This window comes from Bacteroides faecis (assembly GCF_020091505.1).
GTDB lineage: Bacteria > Bacteroidota > Bacteroidia > Bacteroidales > Bacteroidaceae > Bacteroides > Bacteroides faecis.
This window is the reverse complement of sequence record NZ_CP081916.1, coordinates 490,323-509,250: the sequence shown is the minus strand read 5'-3', so window position 1 is coordinate 509,250 and position 18,928 is coordinate 490,323. Positions and strand designations below refer to the sequence as shown.

Sequence of the window (18,928 nt, the reverse complement as noted above, 5' to 3'; positions counted from 1 at the left end):
GTAAGTATGGATATTAGAATTCAATCAATTCACTTTGATGCGTCAGAGCAATTGCAGGCATTTATTCAGAAGAAAGTGTCTAAGTTGGAAAAATATTACGAAGATATAAAGAAAGTAGAGGTGTCATTAAAGGTAATTAAGCCGGAGGCTGCCGAAAATAAAGAGGCAGGCATAAAAATACTTATCCCCAATGGTGAGTTTTATGCAAGTAAAGTATGTGATACATTTGAGGAAGCAATTGACCTGGATGTAGAAGCGCTTGAAAAACAACTGGTGAAATACAAGGAAAAACAGCGTAGCAAATAAAAAAATCGCAAATATTTTGCGGGAAAGAAATAAATAACTAAATTTGCAGCCGTTTCGCTCGCGTTAGAACGTGACGGTTGCATTTTTTAGCTAGAACGCCTCTTTAGCTCAGTTGGCCAGAGCACGTGATTTGTAATCTCGGGGTCGTTGGTTCGAATCCGACAAGAGGCTCGAAGGGATGATGAAAGTCTTCCGGCTCGCATAGCGAGGAAAGAATTAGAAGAAGAACTGAGAATAAAACATCTGTCTTCGGAGTATTGTTCGCTTTTTGATTTTAATTCTTCGTTTTAAGTATTAAGGGCAAATACCAGAGTGGCCAAATGGGGCAGACTGTAAATCTGCTGTCTTTCGACTTCGGTGGTTCGAATCCATCTTTGCCCACAATCAGAGTGACAACTTTGGCAAGAATGCGGAAGTAGCTCAGTTGATAGAGCATTAGCCTTCCAAGCTGAGGGTCGCGGGTTTGAGCCCCGTCTTCCGCTCTTTTTTCTTGCTGTTATAGCTCAGTGGTAGAGCACTTCCTTGGTAAGGAAGAGGTCCCGGGTTCAAATCCCGGTAACAGCTCATAAAGATGTAAATGCTGATTATTAATCAAATAAATAACAAGTAAAGCTATGGCTAAAGAGAAATTTGAACGTACCAAACCGCACGTAAACATTGGTACAATCGGTCACGTAGACCACGGTAAGACAACGTTGACAGCTGCTATCACTACGGTGTTGGCAAAAAAAGGTCTTTCTGAGTTGCGTTCTTTCGATTCTATCGATAACGCTCCTGAAGAAAAAGAAAGAGGTATTACTATCAATACTTCACACGTTGAGTACGAAACAGCTAACCGTCACTACGCACACGTTGACTGTCCGGGACACGCCGACTACGTAAAGAACATGGTAACTGGTGCTGCTCAGATGGATGGTGCTATCATCGTTTGTGCTGCAACTGATGGTCCGATGCCTCAGACTCGCGAACATATCTTGTTGGCTCGTCAGGTAAACGTTCCTCGTCTGGTTGTATTCTTGAACAAGTGCGATATGGTAGACGACGAAGAAATGTTGGAACTCGTTGAAATGGAAATGAGAGAACTTCTTTCATTCTATGATTTCGATGGTGACAATACTCCTATCATCCAAGGTTCTGCTCTTGGCGCATTGAACGGTGTAGAAAAATGGGAAGACAAAGTTATGGAACTGATGGATGCAGTTGATAACTGGATTCCGCTTCCTCCGCGCGATGTTGATAAACCATTCTTGATGCCGGTTGAAGACGTGTTCTCTATCACAGGTCGTGGTACTGTAGCAACAGGTCGTATCGAATCTGGTATCATCCACGTAGGTGATGAAGTTGAAATCCTTGGTTTAGGTGAAGATAAGAAATCAGTTGTAACTGGTGTTGAAATGTTCCGTAAACTGTTGGATCAGGGTGAAGCTGGTGACAACGTAGGTTTGTTGCTCCGTGGTGTTGACAAGAATGAAATCAAACGTGGTATGGTTCTTTGTAAACCGGGTCAGATTAAACCACACTCTCGCTTCAAAGCTGAGGTTTATATCCTGAAGAAAGAAGAAGGTGGTCGTCACACTCCGTTCCACAACAAATACCGTCCTCAGTTCTACTTGCGTACTATGGACTGTACAGGTGAAATCACTTTGCCGGAAGGAACAGAAATGGTAATGCCGGGTGATAACGTAACTATCACTGTAGAGTTGATCTACCCAGTAGCATTGAACCCAGGTCTTCGTTTCGCTATCCGCGAAGGTGGACGTACAGTAGGTGCTGGTCAGATTACTGAAATTATCGACTAATACAACAATAATTAATCAGTTCCCGGTTTTACCATCGGGAACTGATTATGTACAAACGGGAGTAGCTCAGTTGGTAGAGCACCGGTCTCCAAAACCGGGTGTCGGGAGTTCGAGCCTCTCCTCCCGTGCTAATATTATTGAAATGAAAAAGGTAATAGCTTATATTAAAGAATCTTACGACGAACTTGTTCATAAAGTATCGTGGCCTACGTATTCCGAACTTGCTAACAGTGCAGTAGTTGTTTTATATGCTTCCCTGCTTATTGCATTGGTAGTATGGGGTATGGATGTCTGTTTCCAGAACTTCATGGAAAAAATTGTTTATCCACATTAAAAAAATAGGAATTGAAAATGGCTGAGATTGAAAAGAAATGGTACGTTCTGCGTGCTATTAGCGGAAAAGAAGCTAAGGTAAAGGAATATCTTGAAGCTGATCTTAAAAACAGCGACCTTGGTGAATATGTATCTCAGGTATTGATTCCAACTGAAAAAGTGTATCAGGTTCGCAATGGTAAAAAAATTGTGAAAGAGAGAAGTTATCTCCCTGGTTACGTTTTAGTGGAGGCTGCTTTGGTCGGTGAGGTCGCTCATCACCTACGCAATACTCCGAATGTGATAGGCTTTTTAGGTGGCTCCGAAAAACCGGTGCCTCTCAGACAATCAGAAGTGAATCGTATACTTGGTACAGTAGACGAGCTACAGGAAACGGGTGAAGAACTCAATATTCCGTATGTAGTGGGTGAGACTGTGAAAGTTACTTTTGGTCCTTTCAGCGGATTCAGTGGTATCATTGAAGAAGTGAATAGCGAAAAGAAGAAACTAAAGGTCATGGTGAAGATATTCGGGCGCAAAACGCCGCTTGAATTAGGCTTTATGCAAGTGGAAAAAGAATAACGCGGAATTGTTACGCTGTTGTTGTTCTTCGTTTAATGTTTATATATAAATCAATAAAAAAATGGCTAAAGAAGTTGCTGGACTAATCAAGTTACAGATTAAAGGAGGCGCTGCAAATCCATCACCCCCAGTTGGACCTGCTTTGGGTTCCAAGGGTATTAATATCATGGAATTTTGCAAGCAATTCAATGCCAGAACCCAAGACAAGGCAGGTAAGATTTTGCCTGTTATCATTACTTACTACGCAGATAAGTCTTTCGATTTTGTAATCAAGACTCCTCCCGTTGCTATTCAATTGCTTGAAGTAGCTAAGGTAAAGAGTGGTTCTGCTGAGCCTAACCGTAAGAAAGTTGCCGAGCTTACTTGGGAACAGATTCGTACGATTGCTCAGGACAAAATGGTTGACTTAAACTGTTTTACTGTGGATGCTGCCATGAGAATGGTTGCTGGTACAGCTAGAAGTATGGGTATCGCTGTAAAAGGGGAGTTCCCGGTTAATAACTAATAAACTTCAATTGTAATGGGTAAACTGACAAAAAATCAAAAGTTAGCTGCAGAAAAAATTGAAGCAGGGAAAGCATACTCACTGAAAGAAGCTGCATCTTTAGTAAAAGAAATTACTTTCACTAAATTTGATGCCTCACTGGATATTGACGTACGTTTAGGTGTAGACCCACGTAAAGCTAACCAGATGGTGAGAGGTGTTGTTTCACTTCCTCATGGTACTGGTAAAGAAGTACGTGTTTTGGTACTCTGTACACCGGATGCTGAAGCTGCTGCAAAAGAAGCTGGTGCTGACTATGTTGGTCTTGACGAATATATTGAAAAGATCAAAGGTGGATGGACTGATATTGATGTAATTATCACTATGCCATCTATCATGGGTAAAATTGGTGCACTCGGTCGTGTACTCGGTCCTCGTGGATTGATGCCTAACCCGAAGAGTGGTACTGTAACTATGGATGTTGCTAAAGCTGTAAAAGAAGTAAAACAAGGTAAGATTGACTTTAAAGTTGATAAGAGCGGTATCGTTCATACTTCTATCGGTAAGGTATCATTCAGTCCTGATCAGATTCGCGACAACGCGAAAGAGTTTATCTCTACTCTGAACAAACTGAAACCGACCGCAGCAAAGGGTACATATATTAAGAGTATTTATCTTTCTAGTACAATGAGTGCGGGTATCAAGATCGACCCGAAATCAGTGGAAGAAATCTAATAAAACAGAGAAATAATGAGAAAGGAAGATAAAAATTCGATTATAGAGCAAATTGCTGCTACAGTAAAGGAATATAACCACTTCTACCTGGTAGACGTTACAGCGATGAACGCTACTGCTACAAGTGCATTGAGAAGAGATTGTTTCAAATCTGACATCAAATTGATGGTAGTTAAGAATACATTGCTTCACAAAGCTCTTGAGAGCCTGGAAGAAGACTTCTCTCCTCTTTACGGTTCTTTGAAAGGTACAACAGCTGTTATGTTTTGCAACACTGCAAACGTACCTGCTAAACTGATCAAGGACAAAGCTAAAGACGGAATTCCCGGACTGAAAGCTGCATATGCAGAAGAAAGCTTCTATATTGGTGCAGACCAATTGGATGCTCTCGTTGCTATCAAGAGTAAGAACGAAGTCATCGCCGATATCGTTGCATTGTTGCAATCTCCGGCCAAGAATGTTATTTCTGCTCTTCAATCAGGTGGTAACACCCTTCACGGAGTTCTCAAAACTCTTGGTGAGAGACCCGAATAATTTTCAAAAAACAACAAAGTATTTAAACAATTAAAATCATACAAAAAATGGCAGATTTGAAAGCTTTTGCAGAACAATTAGTTAACTTGACAGTAAAAGAAGTTAATGAACTTGCAACTATCCTTAAAGAAGAATACGGTATTGAACCTGCTGCTGCAGCTGTTGCTGTTGCTGCTGGTCCTGCAGCTGGTGCTGCTGCTGTAGAAGAAAAAACTTCTTTCGACGTAGTATTGAAGAGTGCTGGTGCAGCTAAACTTCAGGTTGTTAAGGCCGTTAAGGAAGCTTGTGGTCTTGGCTTGAAAGAAGCTAAGGACATGGTAGACGGTGCTCCTAGTGTAGTAAAAGAAGGTTTGGCTAAAGACGAAGCAGAATCATTGAAGAAAACATTGGAAGAAGCTGGAGCTGAAGTTGAACTTAAATAACATTAGCCTGGTAATCAGGTAATTCGGTTAGGAATCCTTCGCAAGAGGATTCTTAACCTTTTTGTGTATATATTTCAAATTAAGTTCTCCAAATTCATTCACAGATGTCTTCAAATACTGTAAATCAAAGAGTTAATTTTGCTTCGACTAAGAATCCGCTTGAATATCCGGATTTCCTGGAAGTACAATTGAAGTCATTCCAAGACTTTCTACAATTAGATACCCCACCTGAAAAGCGCAAGAATGAGGGTTTGTATAAAGTATTTGCTGAAAACTTCCCTATTGCCGATACAAGAAACAATTTTGTTCTTGAGTTTTTGGATTATTATATTGATCCGCCGCGCTATACCATCGATGATTGTATAGAGCGTGGGCTCACATATAGTGTTCCTTTGAAAGCGAAACTTAAGCTGTACTGTACTGACCCCGATCATGAGGATTTTGATACAGTTATTCAGGACGTATTCCTCGGCCCGATTCCTTATATGACTGACAAGGCTACTTTCGTCATTAACGGTGCCGAACGTGTAGTTGTGTCACAGCTTCACCGTTCTCCGGGTGTGTTCTTCGGTCAGAGTGTACATGCCAATGGTACGAAACTTTATTCGGCTCGTATTATCCCGTTTAAAGGTTCGTGGATTGAGTTTGCTACTGACATCAATAATGTGATGTATGCATACATCGACCGTAAGAAGAAATTGCCGGTAACTACTTTGTTACGTGCGATTGGCTTCGAGAACGATAAGGATATTCTTGAGATTTTCAACCTTGCAGAAGATGTGAAGGTAAACAAGACAAATCTGAAGAGAGTTCTAGGTCGTAAGTTAGCTGCACGTGTTTTGAAAACATGGATTGAAGATTTCGTTGATGAAGATACCGGTGAAGTGGTTTCTATCGAACGTAACGAGGTTATTATCGACCGTGAAACCGTGCTGGAGGAAGTACATATTGATGAAATTTTGGAATCGGGAGTTCAAAACATCCTTTTACATAAGGACGAGCCGAATCAATCTGATTTCTCTATTATATATAATACCCTGCAGAAGGACCCGAGTAACTCGGAAAAGGAAGCTGTGTTGTATATCTACCGTCAGTTGCGTAACGCTGATCCGGCTGATGACGCAAGTGCACGTGAAGTTATCAACAACTTGTTCTTCTCAGAAAAACGATATGACCTTGGTGATGTAGGTCGATACAGAATTAACAAGAAGTTGAATCTGACGACTGATATGGACGTGCGTGTCCTCACGAAGGAAGATATCATTGAAATCATTAAATATCTGATTGAGTTGATTAACTCAAAAGCGGATGTGGATGATATTGACCACTTGAGTAACCGTCGTGTGCGTACAGTTGGTGAGCAGCTTTCTAATCAGTTTGCTGTTGGTCTGGCTCGTATGTCTCGTACGATTCGTGAACGTATGAATGTTCGTGACAATGAAGTATTTACTCCGATCGATTTGATCAATGCGAAGACTATTTCTTCTGTGATCAACTCTTTCTTTGGAACAAATGCTTTGTCACAGTTCATGGACCAGACAAACCCGCTGGCTGAAATTACGCACAAGCGTCGTATGTCTGCACTGGGGCCTGGTGGTCTTTCTCGTGAACGTGCCGGATTTGAGGTTCGTGACGTTCACTATACACACTATGGTCGTCTATGCCCGATTGAGACTCCTGAAGGTCCGAATATCGGTTTGATCTCTTCCTTGTGTGTATTCGCTAAAATTAATGAACTGGGATTCATTGAAACTCCGTACCGTAAAGTGGAAAACGGAAAAGTGGATCTTTCCGATAATGGTCTGGTTTATCTGACTGCTGAAGAAGAAGAAGAAAAGATTATTGCACAGGGTAATGCTCCGTTGAATGATGACGGTACATTTGTCCGCAATAAAGTTAAATCTCGTCAGGACGCTGACTTCCCGGTTGTAGAACCGTCTGAAGTAGATTTGATGGACGTTTCTCCTCAGCAGATTGCATCGATTGCTGCTTCACTGATTCCGTTCCTGGAACATGATGATGCTAACCGTGCATTGATGGGATCAAACATGATGCGCCAGGCAGTTCCTTTGTTGAGAAGTGAAGCTCCGATTGTAGGTACAGGTATCGAACGTCAGTTAGTGAGAGACTCTCGCACGCAGATTACTGCAGAAGGCGATGGTGTTGTTGACTTCGTTGATGCAACTACGATCCGTATTTTGTATGACCGTACAGAAGACGAAGAATTTGTAAGCTTCGAGCCTGCTTTGAAAGAATATAGAATTCCGAAGTTCCGTAAGACGAACCAGAACATGACTATTGACTTGCGTCCGATTTGTGACAAAGGTCAGCGCGTGAAGAAGGGTGACATCCTGACTGAAGGTTATTCTACCGAAAAGGGTGAATTAGCTTTGGGTAAAAACCTGTTGGTTGCTTATATGCCATGGAAGGGATATAACTATGAGGATGCTATCGTATTGAACGAACGCGTGGTTCGCGAGGACTTGTTGACTTCTGTTCACGTAGAAGAATACTCTCTGGAAGTTCGTGAAACGAAGCGCGGTATGGAAGAATTGACTTCTGATATTCCGAATGTAAGTGAGGAAGCTACTAAAGACCTGGATGAAAATGGTATCGTAAGAATCGGTGCGCGTATCGAACCGGGTGATATCATGATCGGTAAGATTACTCCGAAAGGTGAATCTGATCCTTCTCCGGAAGAAAAACTGCTTCGTGCTATCTTCGGTGATAAGGCAGGTGATGTGAAAGATGCTTCTTTAAAAGCTTCTCCTTCTTTGAAAGGTGTTGTTATTGATAAGAAACTTTTCTCACGTGTAATCAAGAACCGTAGCTCTAAACTGGCGGATAAAGCATTGTTGCCTAAGATTGACGATGAGTTTGAATCAAAGGTTGCAGACTTGAAGCGTATTCTGGTTAAGAAACTGATGACTTTGACTGAAGGCAAGGTTTCTCAGGGTGTGAAAGACTACTTGGGCGCAGAAGTTATTGCTAAGGGATCTAAGTTCAGTGCTTCTGATTTTGATTCACTTGACTTTACTTCTATTCAGCTGAGTAACTGGACTAGTGATGACCATACTAATGGTATGGTTCGTGATCTGGTTATGAACTTTATCAAGAAATACAAAGAACTGGATGCTGAATTGAAACGTAAGAAGTTTGCTATCACTATCGGTGATGAACTTCCGGCTGGTATCATTCAGATGGCTAAAGTATATATTGCTAAGAAACGTAAGATTGGTGTAGGTGATAAGATGGCAGGTCGTCACGGAAACAAGGGTATTGTGTCACGTGTTGTACGTCAGGAAGATATGCCGTTCTTGGCAGATGGTACTCCGGTTGACATTGTACTGAATCCGTTGGGTGTGCCTTCTCGTATGAACATTGGTCAGATTTTTGAAGCTGTATTAGGTCGTGCCGGAAAAACTTTGGGCGTGAAATTTGCAACTCCTATTTTTGACGGTGCTACGATGGACGACTTGGATCAGTGGACAGACAAAGCGGGATTGCCACGTTACTGTAAAACTTATCTTTGTGATGGTGGTACAGGTGAGCAATTTGACCAGGCAGCAACCGTAGGTGTGACTTATATGCTGAAGCTGGGGCACATGGTTGAAGACAAGATGCACGCTCGTTCTATCGGTCCGTACTCATTGATTACTCAGCAACCTCTTGGTGGTAAAGCACAATTCGGTGGTCAGCGTTTCGGAGAAATGGAGGTTTGGGCACTCGAAGGCTTCGGTGCTGCTCATATCCTGCAGGAAATCTTGACTATTAAGTCTGACGACGTAGTAGGACGTTCTAAGGCTTATGAAGCAATTGTGAAAGGTGAACCGATGCCGCAACCCGGTATTCCGGAATCCTTGAACGTATTGTTACACGAGTTGAGAGGTTTAGGTTTGAGTATCAACCTAGAATAAAATAATGAAAGAATGCAGGATGTCAATAGGCCGATGAAGGTCTGTTGACATTCGCATCTTCTTCAATTTCCAATGATTCAATTATCAAATCTCAATTATATAGAGTATGGCTTTTAGAAAAGAAAATAAGACGAAAAGCAATTTCTCGAAGATCTCAATTGGTCTGGCTTCTCCGGAAGAAATCCTAGAGAATTCGAGTGGTGAAGTTTTGAAGCCTGAAACCATAAATTACCGTACGTACAAACCCGAACGCGATGGTTTGTTCTGCGAGCGCATTTTTGGTCCCATTAAGGATTACGAATGCCATTGCGGTAAATATAAGCGTATCCGTTATAAAGGTATCGTCTGCGACCGTTGTGGTGTAGAAGTTACAGAAAAGAAAGTACGCCGTGAACGTATGGGACATATACAGCTGGTGGTGCCGGTGGCACACATCTGGTATTTCCGTTCGCTTCCAAATAAGATCGGTTATTTGCTCGGACTGCCGACAAAGAAGCTGGATTCGATTATATATTACGAACGTTATGTTGTTATTCAGCCGGGTGTAAAGGCTGAAGATGGCATTGCCGAATATGATTTACTTTCTGAAGAAGAATATCTGGATATTCTGGATACACTTCCGAAGGACAATCAATATCTGGAGGATAATGATCCGAATAAGTTCATCGCTAAGATGGGAGCTGAAGCAATCTATGATTTGCTGGCTCGTTTGGATCTGGATGCTCTGTCTTATGAATTGCGTCACCGTGCAGGCAATGATGCTTCACAGCAACGTAAGAATGAGGCATTGAAACGTCTGCAGGTTGTAGAATCGTTCCGTGCATCACGTGGACGTAACAAGCCGGAATGGATGATTGTACGTATCGTACCGGTTATTCCGCCCGAACTTCGTCCATTAGTTCCATTGGATGGTGGTCGTTTTGCTACTTCTGACTTGAATGACCTTTATCGTCGTGTTATCATTCGTAACAACCGTCTGAAGAGATTGATCGAAATCAAAGCTCCGGAAGTAATCTTACGTAATGAGAAACGTATGCTTCAGGAATCTGTAGACTCATTGTTCGATAATTCACGTAAATCAAGTGCAGTGAAGACGGATGCTAACCGCCCGTTGAAATCACTGTCTGATAGCTTGAAAGGTAAACAAGGACGTTTCCGTCAGAACTTGCTGGGTAAACGTGTTGACTACTCTGCACGTTCGGTAATTGTCGTTGGTCCGGAACTGAAGATGGGTGAGTGCGGTATTCCTAAATTGATGGCTGCCGAACTTTATAAGCCGTTTATTATCCGTAAGCTCATTGAACGTGGTATCGTTAAGACGGTGAAATCTGCAAAGAAGATTGTAGATCGTAAGGAAGCGGTGATCTGGGATATTCTGGAACACGTAATGAAAGGACATCCTGTACTGTTGAACCGTGCTCCGACATTGCACCGTTTGGGTATCCAGGCATTCCAGCCGAAGATGATCGAAGGCAAAGCTATCCAGTTGCACCCGTTGGCATGTACGGCATTCAACGCCGACTTTGACGGTGACCAGATGGCTGTTCACTTGCCTTTGAGTAACGAAGCAATTCTTGAAGCTCAGATGTTGATGCTTCAGTCACATAATATCCTGAATCCGGCAAATGGTGCGCCTATTACTGTGCCTGCACAGGATATGGTTCTTGGTTTGTATTATATTACCAAGTTGCGTGCCGGTGCTAAGGGAGAAGGACTTACATTCTACGGACCGGAAGAAGCATTAATTGCTTATAATGAAGGTAAGGTAGATATTCATGCTCCGGTAAAGGTTATCGTGAAAGACGTTGATGAAAATGGTAACATTGTTGACGTTATGCGTGAAACCTCTGTAGGACGTGTGATTGTTAATGAAATTGTTCCTCCTGAAGCAGGTTATATCAATACGATTATTTCTAAGAAATCTCTTCGTGATATCATTAGTGATGTAATCAAGGTTTGTGGTGTGGCTAAAGCTGCAGACTTCTTGGATGGAATCAAGAACTTAGGTTACCAAATGGCCTTTAAGGGTGGTTTGTCATTCAACTTGGGTGATATTATTATCCCGAAAGAAAAAGAGACATTGGTACAAAAAGGTTACGACGAAGTTGAACAAGTCGTAAATAACTATAATATGGGGTTCATTACCAACAACGAACGTTATAATCAGGTAATTGATATCTGGACACATGTGAACTCTGAGTTGTCTAACATCTTGATGAAAACTATTTCTTCGGATGACCAAGGATTTAACTCTGTATACATGATGCTGGATTCGGGTGCCCGTGGTTCTAAAGAACAGATTCGTCAGTTGTCCGGTATGCGTGGTTTGATGGCTAAGCCCCAGAAAGCTGGTGCTGAAGGTGGTCAGATTATTGAAAACCCGATCTTGTCAAACTTTAAAGAGGGACTTTCTGTGTTGGAGTACTTTATCTCCACTCACGGTGCCCGTAAAGGTTTGGCGGATACCGCTTTGAAGACTGCCGATGCCGGATATTTGACTCGTCGTCTGGTAGACGTTTCTCACGACGTGATCATCACAGAAGAAGACTGCGGTACACTTCGTGGATTGGTTTGTACAGACTTGAAGAATAACGATGAAGTAATCGCTACCCTGTATGAACGCATCTTAGGTCGTGTTTCTGTACATGATATTATTCATCCTACTACAGGCGAATTGCTTGTTGCCGGTGGTGAAGAAATCACAGAAGAAGTTGCTAAGAAGATTCAGGATTCTCCGATTGAAAGCGTTGAAATCCGTTCTGTATTGACTTGTGAAGCGAAGAAGGGTGTTTGTGCTAAGTGTTACGGACGTAACCTGGCAACAAGCCGCATGGTTCAGAAGGGTGAGGCTGTCGGTGTAATTGCTGCTCAGTCAATCGGTGAGCCGGGTACACAGTTGACATTGCGTACATTCCACGCCGGTGGTACTGCTGCGAATATTGCGGCAAATGCAAGTATTGTGGCTAAGAACAGTGCTCGTCTGGAATTTGAAGAACTTCGTACGGTAGATATCGTAGACGAAATGGGTGAAGCTGCAAAAGTAGTGGTAGGCCGTTTGGCTGAAGTTCGTTTTGTGGACGTAAATACTGGTATCGTTCTTTCTACGCACAATGTACCTTATGGTTCTACATTATATGTTTCGGATGGTGATCTGGTTGAAAAGGGTAAGTTAATTGCTAAATGGGACCCGTTCAATGCCGTTATTATAACTGAAGCAACTGGTAAGATTGAATTCGAAGGTGTAATTGAGAATGTTACTTATAAAGTGGAATCGGATGAAGCAACCGGTCTTCGTGAAATCATTATTATTGAATCTAAGGATAAAACGAAAGTTCCTTCGGCTCATATCCTGACAGAAGACGGCGATTTGATTCGTACTTATAATTTACCGGTAGGTGGTCACGTGATTATTGAAAATGGTCAGAAAGTGAAAGCCGGTGAAGTAATCGTGAAGATTCCGCGTGCTGTAGGTAAGGCGGGTGACATCACGGGTGGTCTTCCTCGTGTTACTGAGTTGTTTGAAGCACGTAATCCGTCTAATCCTGCTGTCGTTTCTGAAATTGACGGTGAGGTTACAATGGGTAAGATCAAGCGTGGTAACCGTGAAATCATCGTAACTTCGAAAACAGGTGAAGTGAAGAAGTATCTTGTTGCATTGTCCAAACAGATTCTGGTTCAGGAGAACGACTATGTGCGTGCTGGTACTCCATTATCTGACGGTGCTACTACTCCGGCTGATATCCTGGCAATTAAAGGTCCTACGGCTGTACAGGAATATATTGTGAATGAAGTTCAGGATGTATACCGTCTGCAGGGTGTGAAGATCAATGATAAGCATTTTGAGATTATCGTTCGCCAGATGATGCGTAAGGTTCAGATCGATGAGCCGGGTGATACTCGCTTCTTGGAACAACAGGTAGTGGATAAGCTTGAGTTTATGGAAGAGAACGATCGTATCTGGGGTAAGAAAGTCGTTGTTGATGCAGGTGATTCTCAGAATATGCAGCCGGGACAGATTGTGACTGCCCGCAAGTTGCGTGATGAGAACAGTATGCTGAAGCGCCGTGACTTGAAACCTGTTGAGGTACGTGATGCTGTAGCTGCAACTTCTACTCAGATTCTTCAGGGTATTACGCGTGCTGCACTGCAGACTTCAAGCTTTATGTCAGCTGCATCCTTCCAGGAAACAACGAAGGTATTGAATGAGGCTGCTATCAATGGCAAGACAGATAAACTTGAAGGAATGAAGGAAAACGTAATTTGCGGTCACTTAATTCCGGCAGGTACAGGTCAGCGTGAATTTGAAAAGATTATCGTTGGTTCAAAAGAAGAGTATGATCGTATCTTGGCGAACAAGAAGACAGTACTTGATTACAATGAAGTAGAATAATACAATTCAATTGACTATATGAAAAAGGAGCGATTGCTGTAATAGGCAGTTGCTCCTTTTTTTGTTTCTTTTACCTGACTGTATCATTCTTATCTCGATAAAATTTTGTTATTTTGCAAAAAAACATTTTATCTTATTTAATATGGAAGAACAAAATAACAACCAGTTACAGATCGAGTTGAAAGAAGAAGTAGCGCAAGGAACTTATGCGAATCTTGCAATCATTACTCATTCAAGCTCAGAGTTTATTCTAGACTTTGTACGGGTTATGCCAGGAGTGCCGAAAGCAGGAGTGCAATCTCGTATTATAGTAGCTCCAGAACACGCAAAACGCTTGTTGCAGGCATTGGAGGATAACATAGCAAAGTATGAACGTGCTTTTGGGCCTATTCGTATTTCTGAAGAGTCACCGATGCCTCCGCTAAGTGTTGTAAAAGGCGAAGCATGAGGTTGATATAAAAACATTAAAAAAGAAAAAAAAGTTGTAGCGCATTGAATATTCAAATATTATTCGTATTTTTGCAGCCCAAAATGTATAGTTACGAAATTAATATAACAATAATATAAATCAAAAAACAATTAAAATGCCTACAATTCAGCAATTAGTAAGAAAAGGACGCGAAGTGCTGGTGGAGAAAAGTAAATCTCCAGCCTTGGATTCATGTCCTCAAAGACGTGGCGTTTGCGTGAGAGTATATACTACTACTCCGAAGAAGCCGAACTCTGCAATGCGTAAAGTAGCTCGTGTACGTTTGACTAACCAAAAAGAGGTTAACTCATACATTCCGGGAGAAGGACACAACTTGCAGGAACACTCAATCGTTTTGGTACGTGGCGGTCGTGTAAAAGACCTTCCTGGTGTACGTTACCACATTGTACGTGGTACACTTGATACTGCAGGTGTTGCTGGTCGTACTCAAAGACGTTCTAAATACGGAGCTAAGCGTCCGAAACCAGGACAAGCTGCGCCGGCTAAGAAAAAATAAGGATTAAAACCTAATTAGAATTAAAGTAATAACTTACGTTTTAGTTTGTTGGAAATGCTAAAGGTTGAGTAAATTCTCCGGTGGGAGAGTTGAAGAAGTCAAGAAGTAGACAACCAAGAACAAAAACATTATTTTTCAAACAAATGAGAAAAGCAAAACCCAAAAAACGCGTAATCCTTCCGGATCCCGTTTTTAATGACCAAAAGGTTTCTAAGTTTGTAAACCATTTGATGTATGATGGTAAAAAGAATGCGTCTTATGAAATCTTTTATGCCGCTCTGGAAACAGTGAAAGCAAAACTTCCTAACGAAGAAAAATCAGCTCTCGAAATCTGGAAAAAGGCTTTGGATAATGTAACTCCGCAAGTAGAAGTAAAATCTCGTCGTGTAGGTGGTGCTACCTTCCAGGTTCCTACTGAAATCCGTCCTGATCGTAAAGAATCGGTTTCAATGAAAAACTTGATTCTGTTTGCTCGCAAAAGAGGTGGTAAATCTATGGCAGACAAATTGGCTGCTGAAATCATGGATGCCTTTAACGAACAAGGTGGTGCATACAAACGTAAAGAAGATATGCATAGAATGGCTGAAGCTAACCGTGCATTTGCCCATTTCAGATTCTAATACTATAAGAATATAACCGATTTAGATTAAAAACTTAAAGTAAAGGAATAAGAAAATGGCAAAGACAGATTTACATTTGACTCGTAATATCGGTATCATGGCTCACATTGATGCCGGAAAAACAACAACTTCTGAACGTATCCTGTTCTACACTGGATTGACTCACAAAATTGGTGAGGTACACGATGGTGCTGCAACAATGGACTGGATGGAACAGGAGCAAGAACGTGGTATTACTATTACATCTGCTGCAACAACAACAAGATGGAAATATGCTGGTGATACTTATAAAATCAACTTGATTGACACTCCGGGACACGTTGACTTTACTGCTGAAGTAGAACGTTCGTTACGTATCCTGGATGGTGCTGTGGCTGCTTACTGTGCAGTAGGTGGTGTAGAACCTCAATCAGAAACTGTATGGCGTCAAGCTGATAAGTATAATGTGCCACGTATTGCGTACGTAAACAAAATGGACCGTTCGGGTGCTGACTTCTTTGAGGTTGTACGCCAGATGAAAGCTGTTTTGGGTGCTAATCCTTGTCCAATCGTTGTTCCTATTGGTGCTGAGGAAACCTTCAAAGGTCTAGTAGACTTGATTAAAATGAAAGCTATCTATTGGCATGATGAAACAATGGGGGCTGACTATACAGTTGAAGAAATACCGGCAGATCTCGTTGATGAAGCAAATGAATGGAGAGATAAAATGCTTGAAAAGGTAGCTGAGTTTGACGATGCTTTGATGGAGAAATATTTCGACGATCCTTCTACTATTACAGAAGAAGAAGTGTTGAGAGCTCTCCGCAATGCAACAGTTCAGATGGCAGTTGTACCAATGTTGTGTGGCTCTTCATTTAAGAATAAGGGTGTTCAGACATTGTTGGATTATGTTTGTGCTTTCTTGCCTTCTCCATTGGATACTGAGAATGTGATTGGTACAAATCCGAATACAGGTGCAGAAGAAGATCGTAAACCGAGTGATGATGAGAAAACATCAGCTTTGGCATTTAAGATTGCTACTGACCCTTATGTAGGTCGTTTGACTTTCTTCCGTGTATATTCGGGTAAGATTGAAGCTGGTTCTTATATCTATAATTCTCGCTCTGGTAAGAAAGAACGTGTTTCTCGTCTGTTCCAGATGCATTCAAACAAGCAGAATCCGGTTGAAGTAATCGGTGCTGGTGATATTGGTGCAGGTGTAGGTTTTAAAGATATTCATACAGGTGATACGCTTTGTGATGAAACAGCTCCGATCGTATTAGAGTCTATGGACTTCCCAGAACCGGTAATCGGTATTGCAGTTGAGCCTAAAACTCAGAAAGACATGGATAAATTGTCTAACGGTTTGGCTAAGCTCGCTGAAGAAGATCCGACATTTACAGTTAAGACTGATGAGCAAACAGGACAGACTGTAATCTCTGGTATGGGTGAGTTGCACTTGGATATCATTATTGACCGTTTGAAACGTGAATTTAAAGTAGAATGTAACCAAGGTAAACCTCAGGTTAATTATAAAGAAGCTATCACTAAGACAGTTGATCTTCGTGAAGTTTATAAGAAACAGTCTGGTGGTCGTGGTAAGTTTGCAGATATTATCGTTAAGATCGGTCCTGTTGATGAAGATTTCAAAGAAGGCGGATTGCAGTTTATCGATGAAGTGAAGGGTGGTAATATTCCTAAAGAATTTATTCCTTCAGTTCAGAAAGGTTTCACAAGCGCAATGAAGAACGGTGTGTTGGCCGGATATCCGTTGGATTCAATGAAAGTAACTTTGATTGATGGTTCATTCCACCCGGTTGACTCTGACCAGTTGTCTTTCGAAATCTGTGCTATTCAGGCATATAAGAATGCATGTGCTAAAGCAGGTCCGGTATTGATGGAGCCTATCATGAAACTGGAGGTTGTTACTCCGGAAGAAAACATGGGTGATGTGATCGGTGACTTGAATAAGCGTCGTGGCCAGGTTGAAGGGATGGAATCTAGCCGTTCCGGTGCTCGTATCGTGAAAGCAATGGTGCCACTGGCTGAAATGTTTGGTTATGTAACAGCGTTACGTACTATTACATCAGGTCGCGCAACTTCATCAATGGTATATTCTCATCACGCTCAAGTTTCTAACTCTATTGCTAAGGCTGTATTGGAAGAAGTTAAAGGACGTGCTGATTTACTCTAGAAGAATATCAAAAGCAGCAGGCTAGCGAATGACTCTTAGCCTGCCGCTTTATCTTATTTATAAATATATTAATTTAAAACCATAATGAGTCAGAAAATTAGAATTAAATTGAAATCTTACGACCACAACTTGGTTGACAAGTCAGCTGAGAAGATTGTAAGAACCGTAAAGGCTACGGGTGCTATTGTTAGTGGTCCAATTCCTCTGCCTACGCACAAGCGTATCTTTACAGTAAACCGCTCGACTTTCGTTAACAAGAAGTCACGTGAACAGTTTGAACTCTCTTCTTATAAGAGATTGATCGACATCTATAGCTCAACTGCTAAGACAGTAGATGCTCTTATGAAGCTTGAGTTGCCGAGTGGTGTGGAAGTAGAAATTAAAGTTTGATAATTAAAAATTAGTGAAATGCCAGGATTATTAGGAAAAAAAATCGGAATGACATCCGTTTTCAGTGCTGATGGTAAGAATGTACCATGCACTGTTATCGAAGCAGGTCCTTGTGTTGTTACTCAGGTTAAAACTGTCGAAAAAGATGGCTATGCGGCTGTTCAGTTGGGTTTCCAGGACAAAAAGGAAAAACATACAACTAAACCGTTGATGGGTCACTTTAAGAGAGCTGGAGTAACACCGAAGAGACACTTGGCCGAGTTCAAAGAATTTGAGACAGAGTTGAATCTGGGTGATACTATTACTGTAGAGATGTTTAATGACGCTACTTTCGTAGATGTTGTCGGAACTTCTAAAGGTAAAGGTTTCCAAGGTGTAGTTAAGAGACATGGTTTCGGTGGTGTAGGTCAAGCTACTCACGGTCAGCATAACCGTGCTCGTAAGCCGGGTTCTATCGGTGCTTGTTCTTATCCAGCTAAAGTATTCAAAGGAATGCGCATGGGCGGACAGCTCGGTGGTGACAGAGTTACTGTTCAAAACTTGCAGGTATTAAAAGTAATCGCGGATCATAACCTTCTTTTGATCAAAGGTTCTATCCCGGGTTGCAAAGGTTCAATCGTAATAATTGAGAAATAATGGAAGTTAACGTATATAACATTAAAGGTGAAGACACTGGGAGAAAGGTTACGTTAAACGAATCTATCTTCGGAATTGAGCCCAACGACCACGCTATCTATTTGGATGTAAAGCAATTTATGGCCAACCAGCGTCAGGGTACTCATAAGTCAAAAGAAAGAAGTGAAATCAGTGGCTCTACTCGTAAGATCGGTCGCCAGAAAGGTGGTGGTGGAGCACGTCGTGGTGATATGAATTCACCGGTGCTCGTTGGTGGTGCTCGTGTTTTTGGTCCGAAACCAAGAGACTACTTCTTCAAGTTGAATAAAAAAGTTAAGACATTGGCTCGTAAGTCAGCATTGTCTTATAAAGTTCAGAACAACGCGCTTATTGTTGTTGAAGACTTCGTTTTTGAAGCTCCTAAGACAAAAGATTTCGTTGCTATGACAAAAAATCTTAAAGTTTCCGATAAAAAGCTACTCGTAATTTTACCGGAAGCAAATAAAAACGTATATTTGTCAGCTCGTAACATAGAGGGTGCAAACGTGCAGACTGTCTCAGGATTAAATACTTACAGAGTATTGAATGCTGGGGTTGTTGTGCTTACAGAAAACTCTTTGAAGGCTATTGACAATATCTTAATTTAAAAAGGAGGCTTAAATA

General features: G+C 41.6%; 17 protein-coding genes and 5 tRNA genes. All 22 read left to right on the top strand.

The annotated features are described in order from the left end of the window. Positions 1 to 6 precede the first annotated feature (6 nt). Positions 7 to 306 (top strand): ribosome hibernation-promoting factor, HPF/YfiA family, encoded by a 300-nt coding sequence (gene hpf, locus K6V30_RS02650; protein WP_010535563.1) that lies wholly within the window; start codon positions 7 to 9, stop codon positions 304 to 306. A 97-nt stretch (positions 307 to 403) separates the two neighbouring features. Further along, positions 404 to 477: transfer RNA gene (locus K6V30_RS02645), tRNA-Thr, on the top strand. 127 nt (positions 478 to 604) lie between these two features. Then, a tRNA-Tyr gene (locus K6V30_RS02640) sits at positions 605 to 687 on the top strand. Between the two features lie 28 nt (positions 688 to 715). Continuing rightward, a tRNA-Gly gene (locus K6V30_RS02635) sits at positions 716 to 788 on the top strand. A 10-nt stretch (positions 789 to 798) separates the two neighbouring features. Continuing rightward, a tRNA-Thr gene (locus K6V30_RS02630) sits at positions 799 to 870 on the top strand. Positions 871 to 920: 50 nt separating this feature from the next. Continuing rightward, complete coding sequence (gene tuf, locus K6V30_RS02625) at positions 921 to 2,105, top strand: elongation factor Tu (protein WP_008762026.1); 1,185 nt, start codon at positions 921 to 923, stop codon at positions 2,103 to 2,105. A gap of 55 nt (positions 2,106 to 2,160) precedes the next feature. Further along, positions 2,161 to 2,233 (top strand) — tRNA-Trp (locus K6V30_RS02620). A gap of 14 nt (positions 2,234 to 2,247) precedes the next feature. Next, positions 2,248 to 2,439 (top strand): preprotein translocase subunit SecE, encoded by a 192-nt coding sequence (gene secE, locus K6V30_RS02615; protein ID WP_004296363.1) that lies wholly within the window; start codon positions 2,248 to 2,250, stop codon positions 2,437 to 2,439. A 17-nt stretch (positions 2,440 to 2,456) separates the two neighbouring features. Then, complete coding sequence (gene nusG / locus K6V30_RS02610) at positions 2,457 to 2,999, top strand: transcription termination/antitermination protein NusG (RefSeq protein ID WP_004296362.1); 543 nt, start codon at positions 2,457 to 2,459, stop codon at positions 2,997 to 2,999. A 61-nt stretch (positions 3,000 to 3,060) separates the two neighbouring features. Further along, positions 3,061 to 3,504 carry a 50S ribosomal protein L11 gene (gene rplK, locus K6V30_RS02605; RefSeq protein ID WP_008762027.1) on the top strand — a complete coding sequence of 148 codons (444 nt, stop codon included), beginning with the start codon at positions 3,061 to 3,063 and terminating at the stop codon, positions 3,502 to 3,504. A 15-nt stretch (positions 3,505 to 3,519) separates the two neighbouring features. Beyond that, on the top strand, positions 3,520 to 4,218 hold the full coding sequence (gene rplA / locus K6V30_RS02600; protein ID WP_010535562.1) for a 50S ribosomal protein L1: 699 nt from the start codon (positions 3,520 to 3,522) through the stop codon (positions 4,216 to 4,218). A gap of 15 nt (positions 4,219 to 4,233) precedes the next feature. Continuing rightward, on the top strand, positions 4,234 to 4,752 hold the full coding sequence (rplJ, locus tag K6V30_RS02595) for a 50S ribosomal protein L10 (protein WP_010535561.1): 519 nt from the start codon (positions 4,234 to 4,236) through the stop codon (positions 4,750 to 4,752). Positions 4,753 to 4,799: 47 nt separating this feature from the next. Continuing rightward, a complete protein-coding gene (rplL, locus tag K6V30_RS02590) occupies positions 4,800 to 5,174 on the top strand; it encodes a 50S ribosomal protein L7/L12 (protein WP_002558082.1) in 375 nt (124 codons plus the stop codon). 104 nt (positions 5,175 to 5,278) lie between these two features. Further along, on the top strand, positions 5,279 to 9,091 hold the full coding sequence (gene rpoB, locus K6V30_RS02585) for a DNA-directed RNA polymerase subunit beta (RefSeq protein ID WP_008762029.1): 3,813 nt from the start codon (positions 5,279 to 5,281) through the stop codon (positions 9,089 to 9,091). Positions 9,092 to 9,197: 106 nt separating this feature from the next. Further along, on the top strand, positions 9,198 to 13,481 hold the full coding sequence (rpoC, locus tag K6V30_RS02580) for a DNA-directed RNA polymerase subunit beta' (protein ID WP_008762030.1): 4,284 nt from the start codon (positions 9,198 to 9,200) through the stop codon (positions 13,479 to 13,481). Between the two features lie 142 nt (positions 13,482 to 13,623). Next, positions 13,624 to 13,929 (top strand): DUF3467 domain-containing protein, encoded by a 306-nt coding sequence (locus tag K6V30_RS02575; RefSeq protein WP_055269545.1) that lies wholly within the window; start codon positions 13,624 to 13,626, stop codon positions 13,927 to 13,929. A 136-nt stretch (positions 13,930 to 14,065) separates the two neighbouring features. Beyond that, positions 14,066 to 14,467, top strand: a complete 402-nt coding sequence (gene rpsL, locus K6V30_RS02570) for a 30S ribosomal protein S12 (protein WP_005675419.1) — start codon at positions 14,066 to 14,068, stop codon at positions 14,465 to 14,467. Positions 14,468 to 14,610: 143 nt separating this feature from the next. Beyond that, positions 14,611 to 15,087 carry a 30S ribosomal protein S7 gene (gene rpsG / locus K6V30_RS02565; RefSeq protein ID WP_008762032.1) on the top strand — a complete coding sequence of 159 codons (477 nt, stop codon included), beginning with the start codon at positions 14,611 to 14,613 and terminating at the stop codon, positions 15,085 to 15,087. 55 nt (positions 15,088 to 15,142) lie between these two features. Then, complete coding sequence (gene fusA / locus K6V30_RS02560) at positions 15,143 to 17,260, top strand: elongation factor G (protein WP_008762033.1); 2,118 nt, start codon at positions 15,143 to 15,145, stop codon at positions 17,258 to 17,260. Positions 17,261 to 17,344: 84 nt separating this feature from the next. Next, complete coding sequence (gene rpsJ / locus K6V30_RS02555) at positions 17,345 to 17,650, top strand: 30S ribosomal protein S10 (protein ID WP_002558075.1); 306 nt, start codon at positions 17,345 to 17,347, stop codon at positions 17,648 to 17,650. 18 nt (positions 17,651 to 17,668) lie between these two features. Next, the gene (gene rplC, locus K6V30_RS02550) at positions 17,669 to 18,286 is read left to right on the top strand and encodes a 50S ribosomal protein L3 (RefSeq protein ID WP_008762034.1); all 618 of its coding nucleotides are present in this window, start codon (positions 17,669 to 17,671) and stop codon (positions 18,284 to 18,286) included. After that, positions 18,286 to 18,912: a 50S ribosomal protein L4 gene (gene rplD / locus K6V30_RS02545; protein WP_008762035.1), complete on the top strand. Its 627-nt coding sequence runs from the start codon at positions 18,286 to 18,288 to the stop codon at positions 18,910 to 18,912. The genes rplC and rplD overlap by 1 nt, the downstream gene beginning before the upstream one ends. Positions 18,913 to 18,928 lie beyond the last annotated feature (16 nt).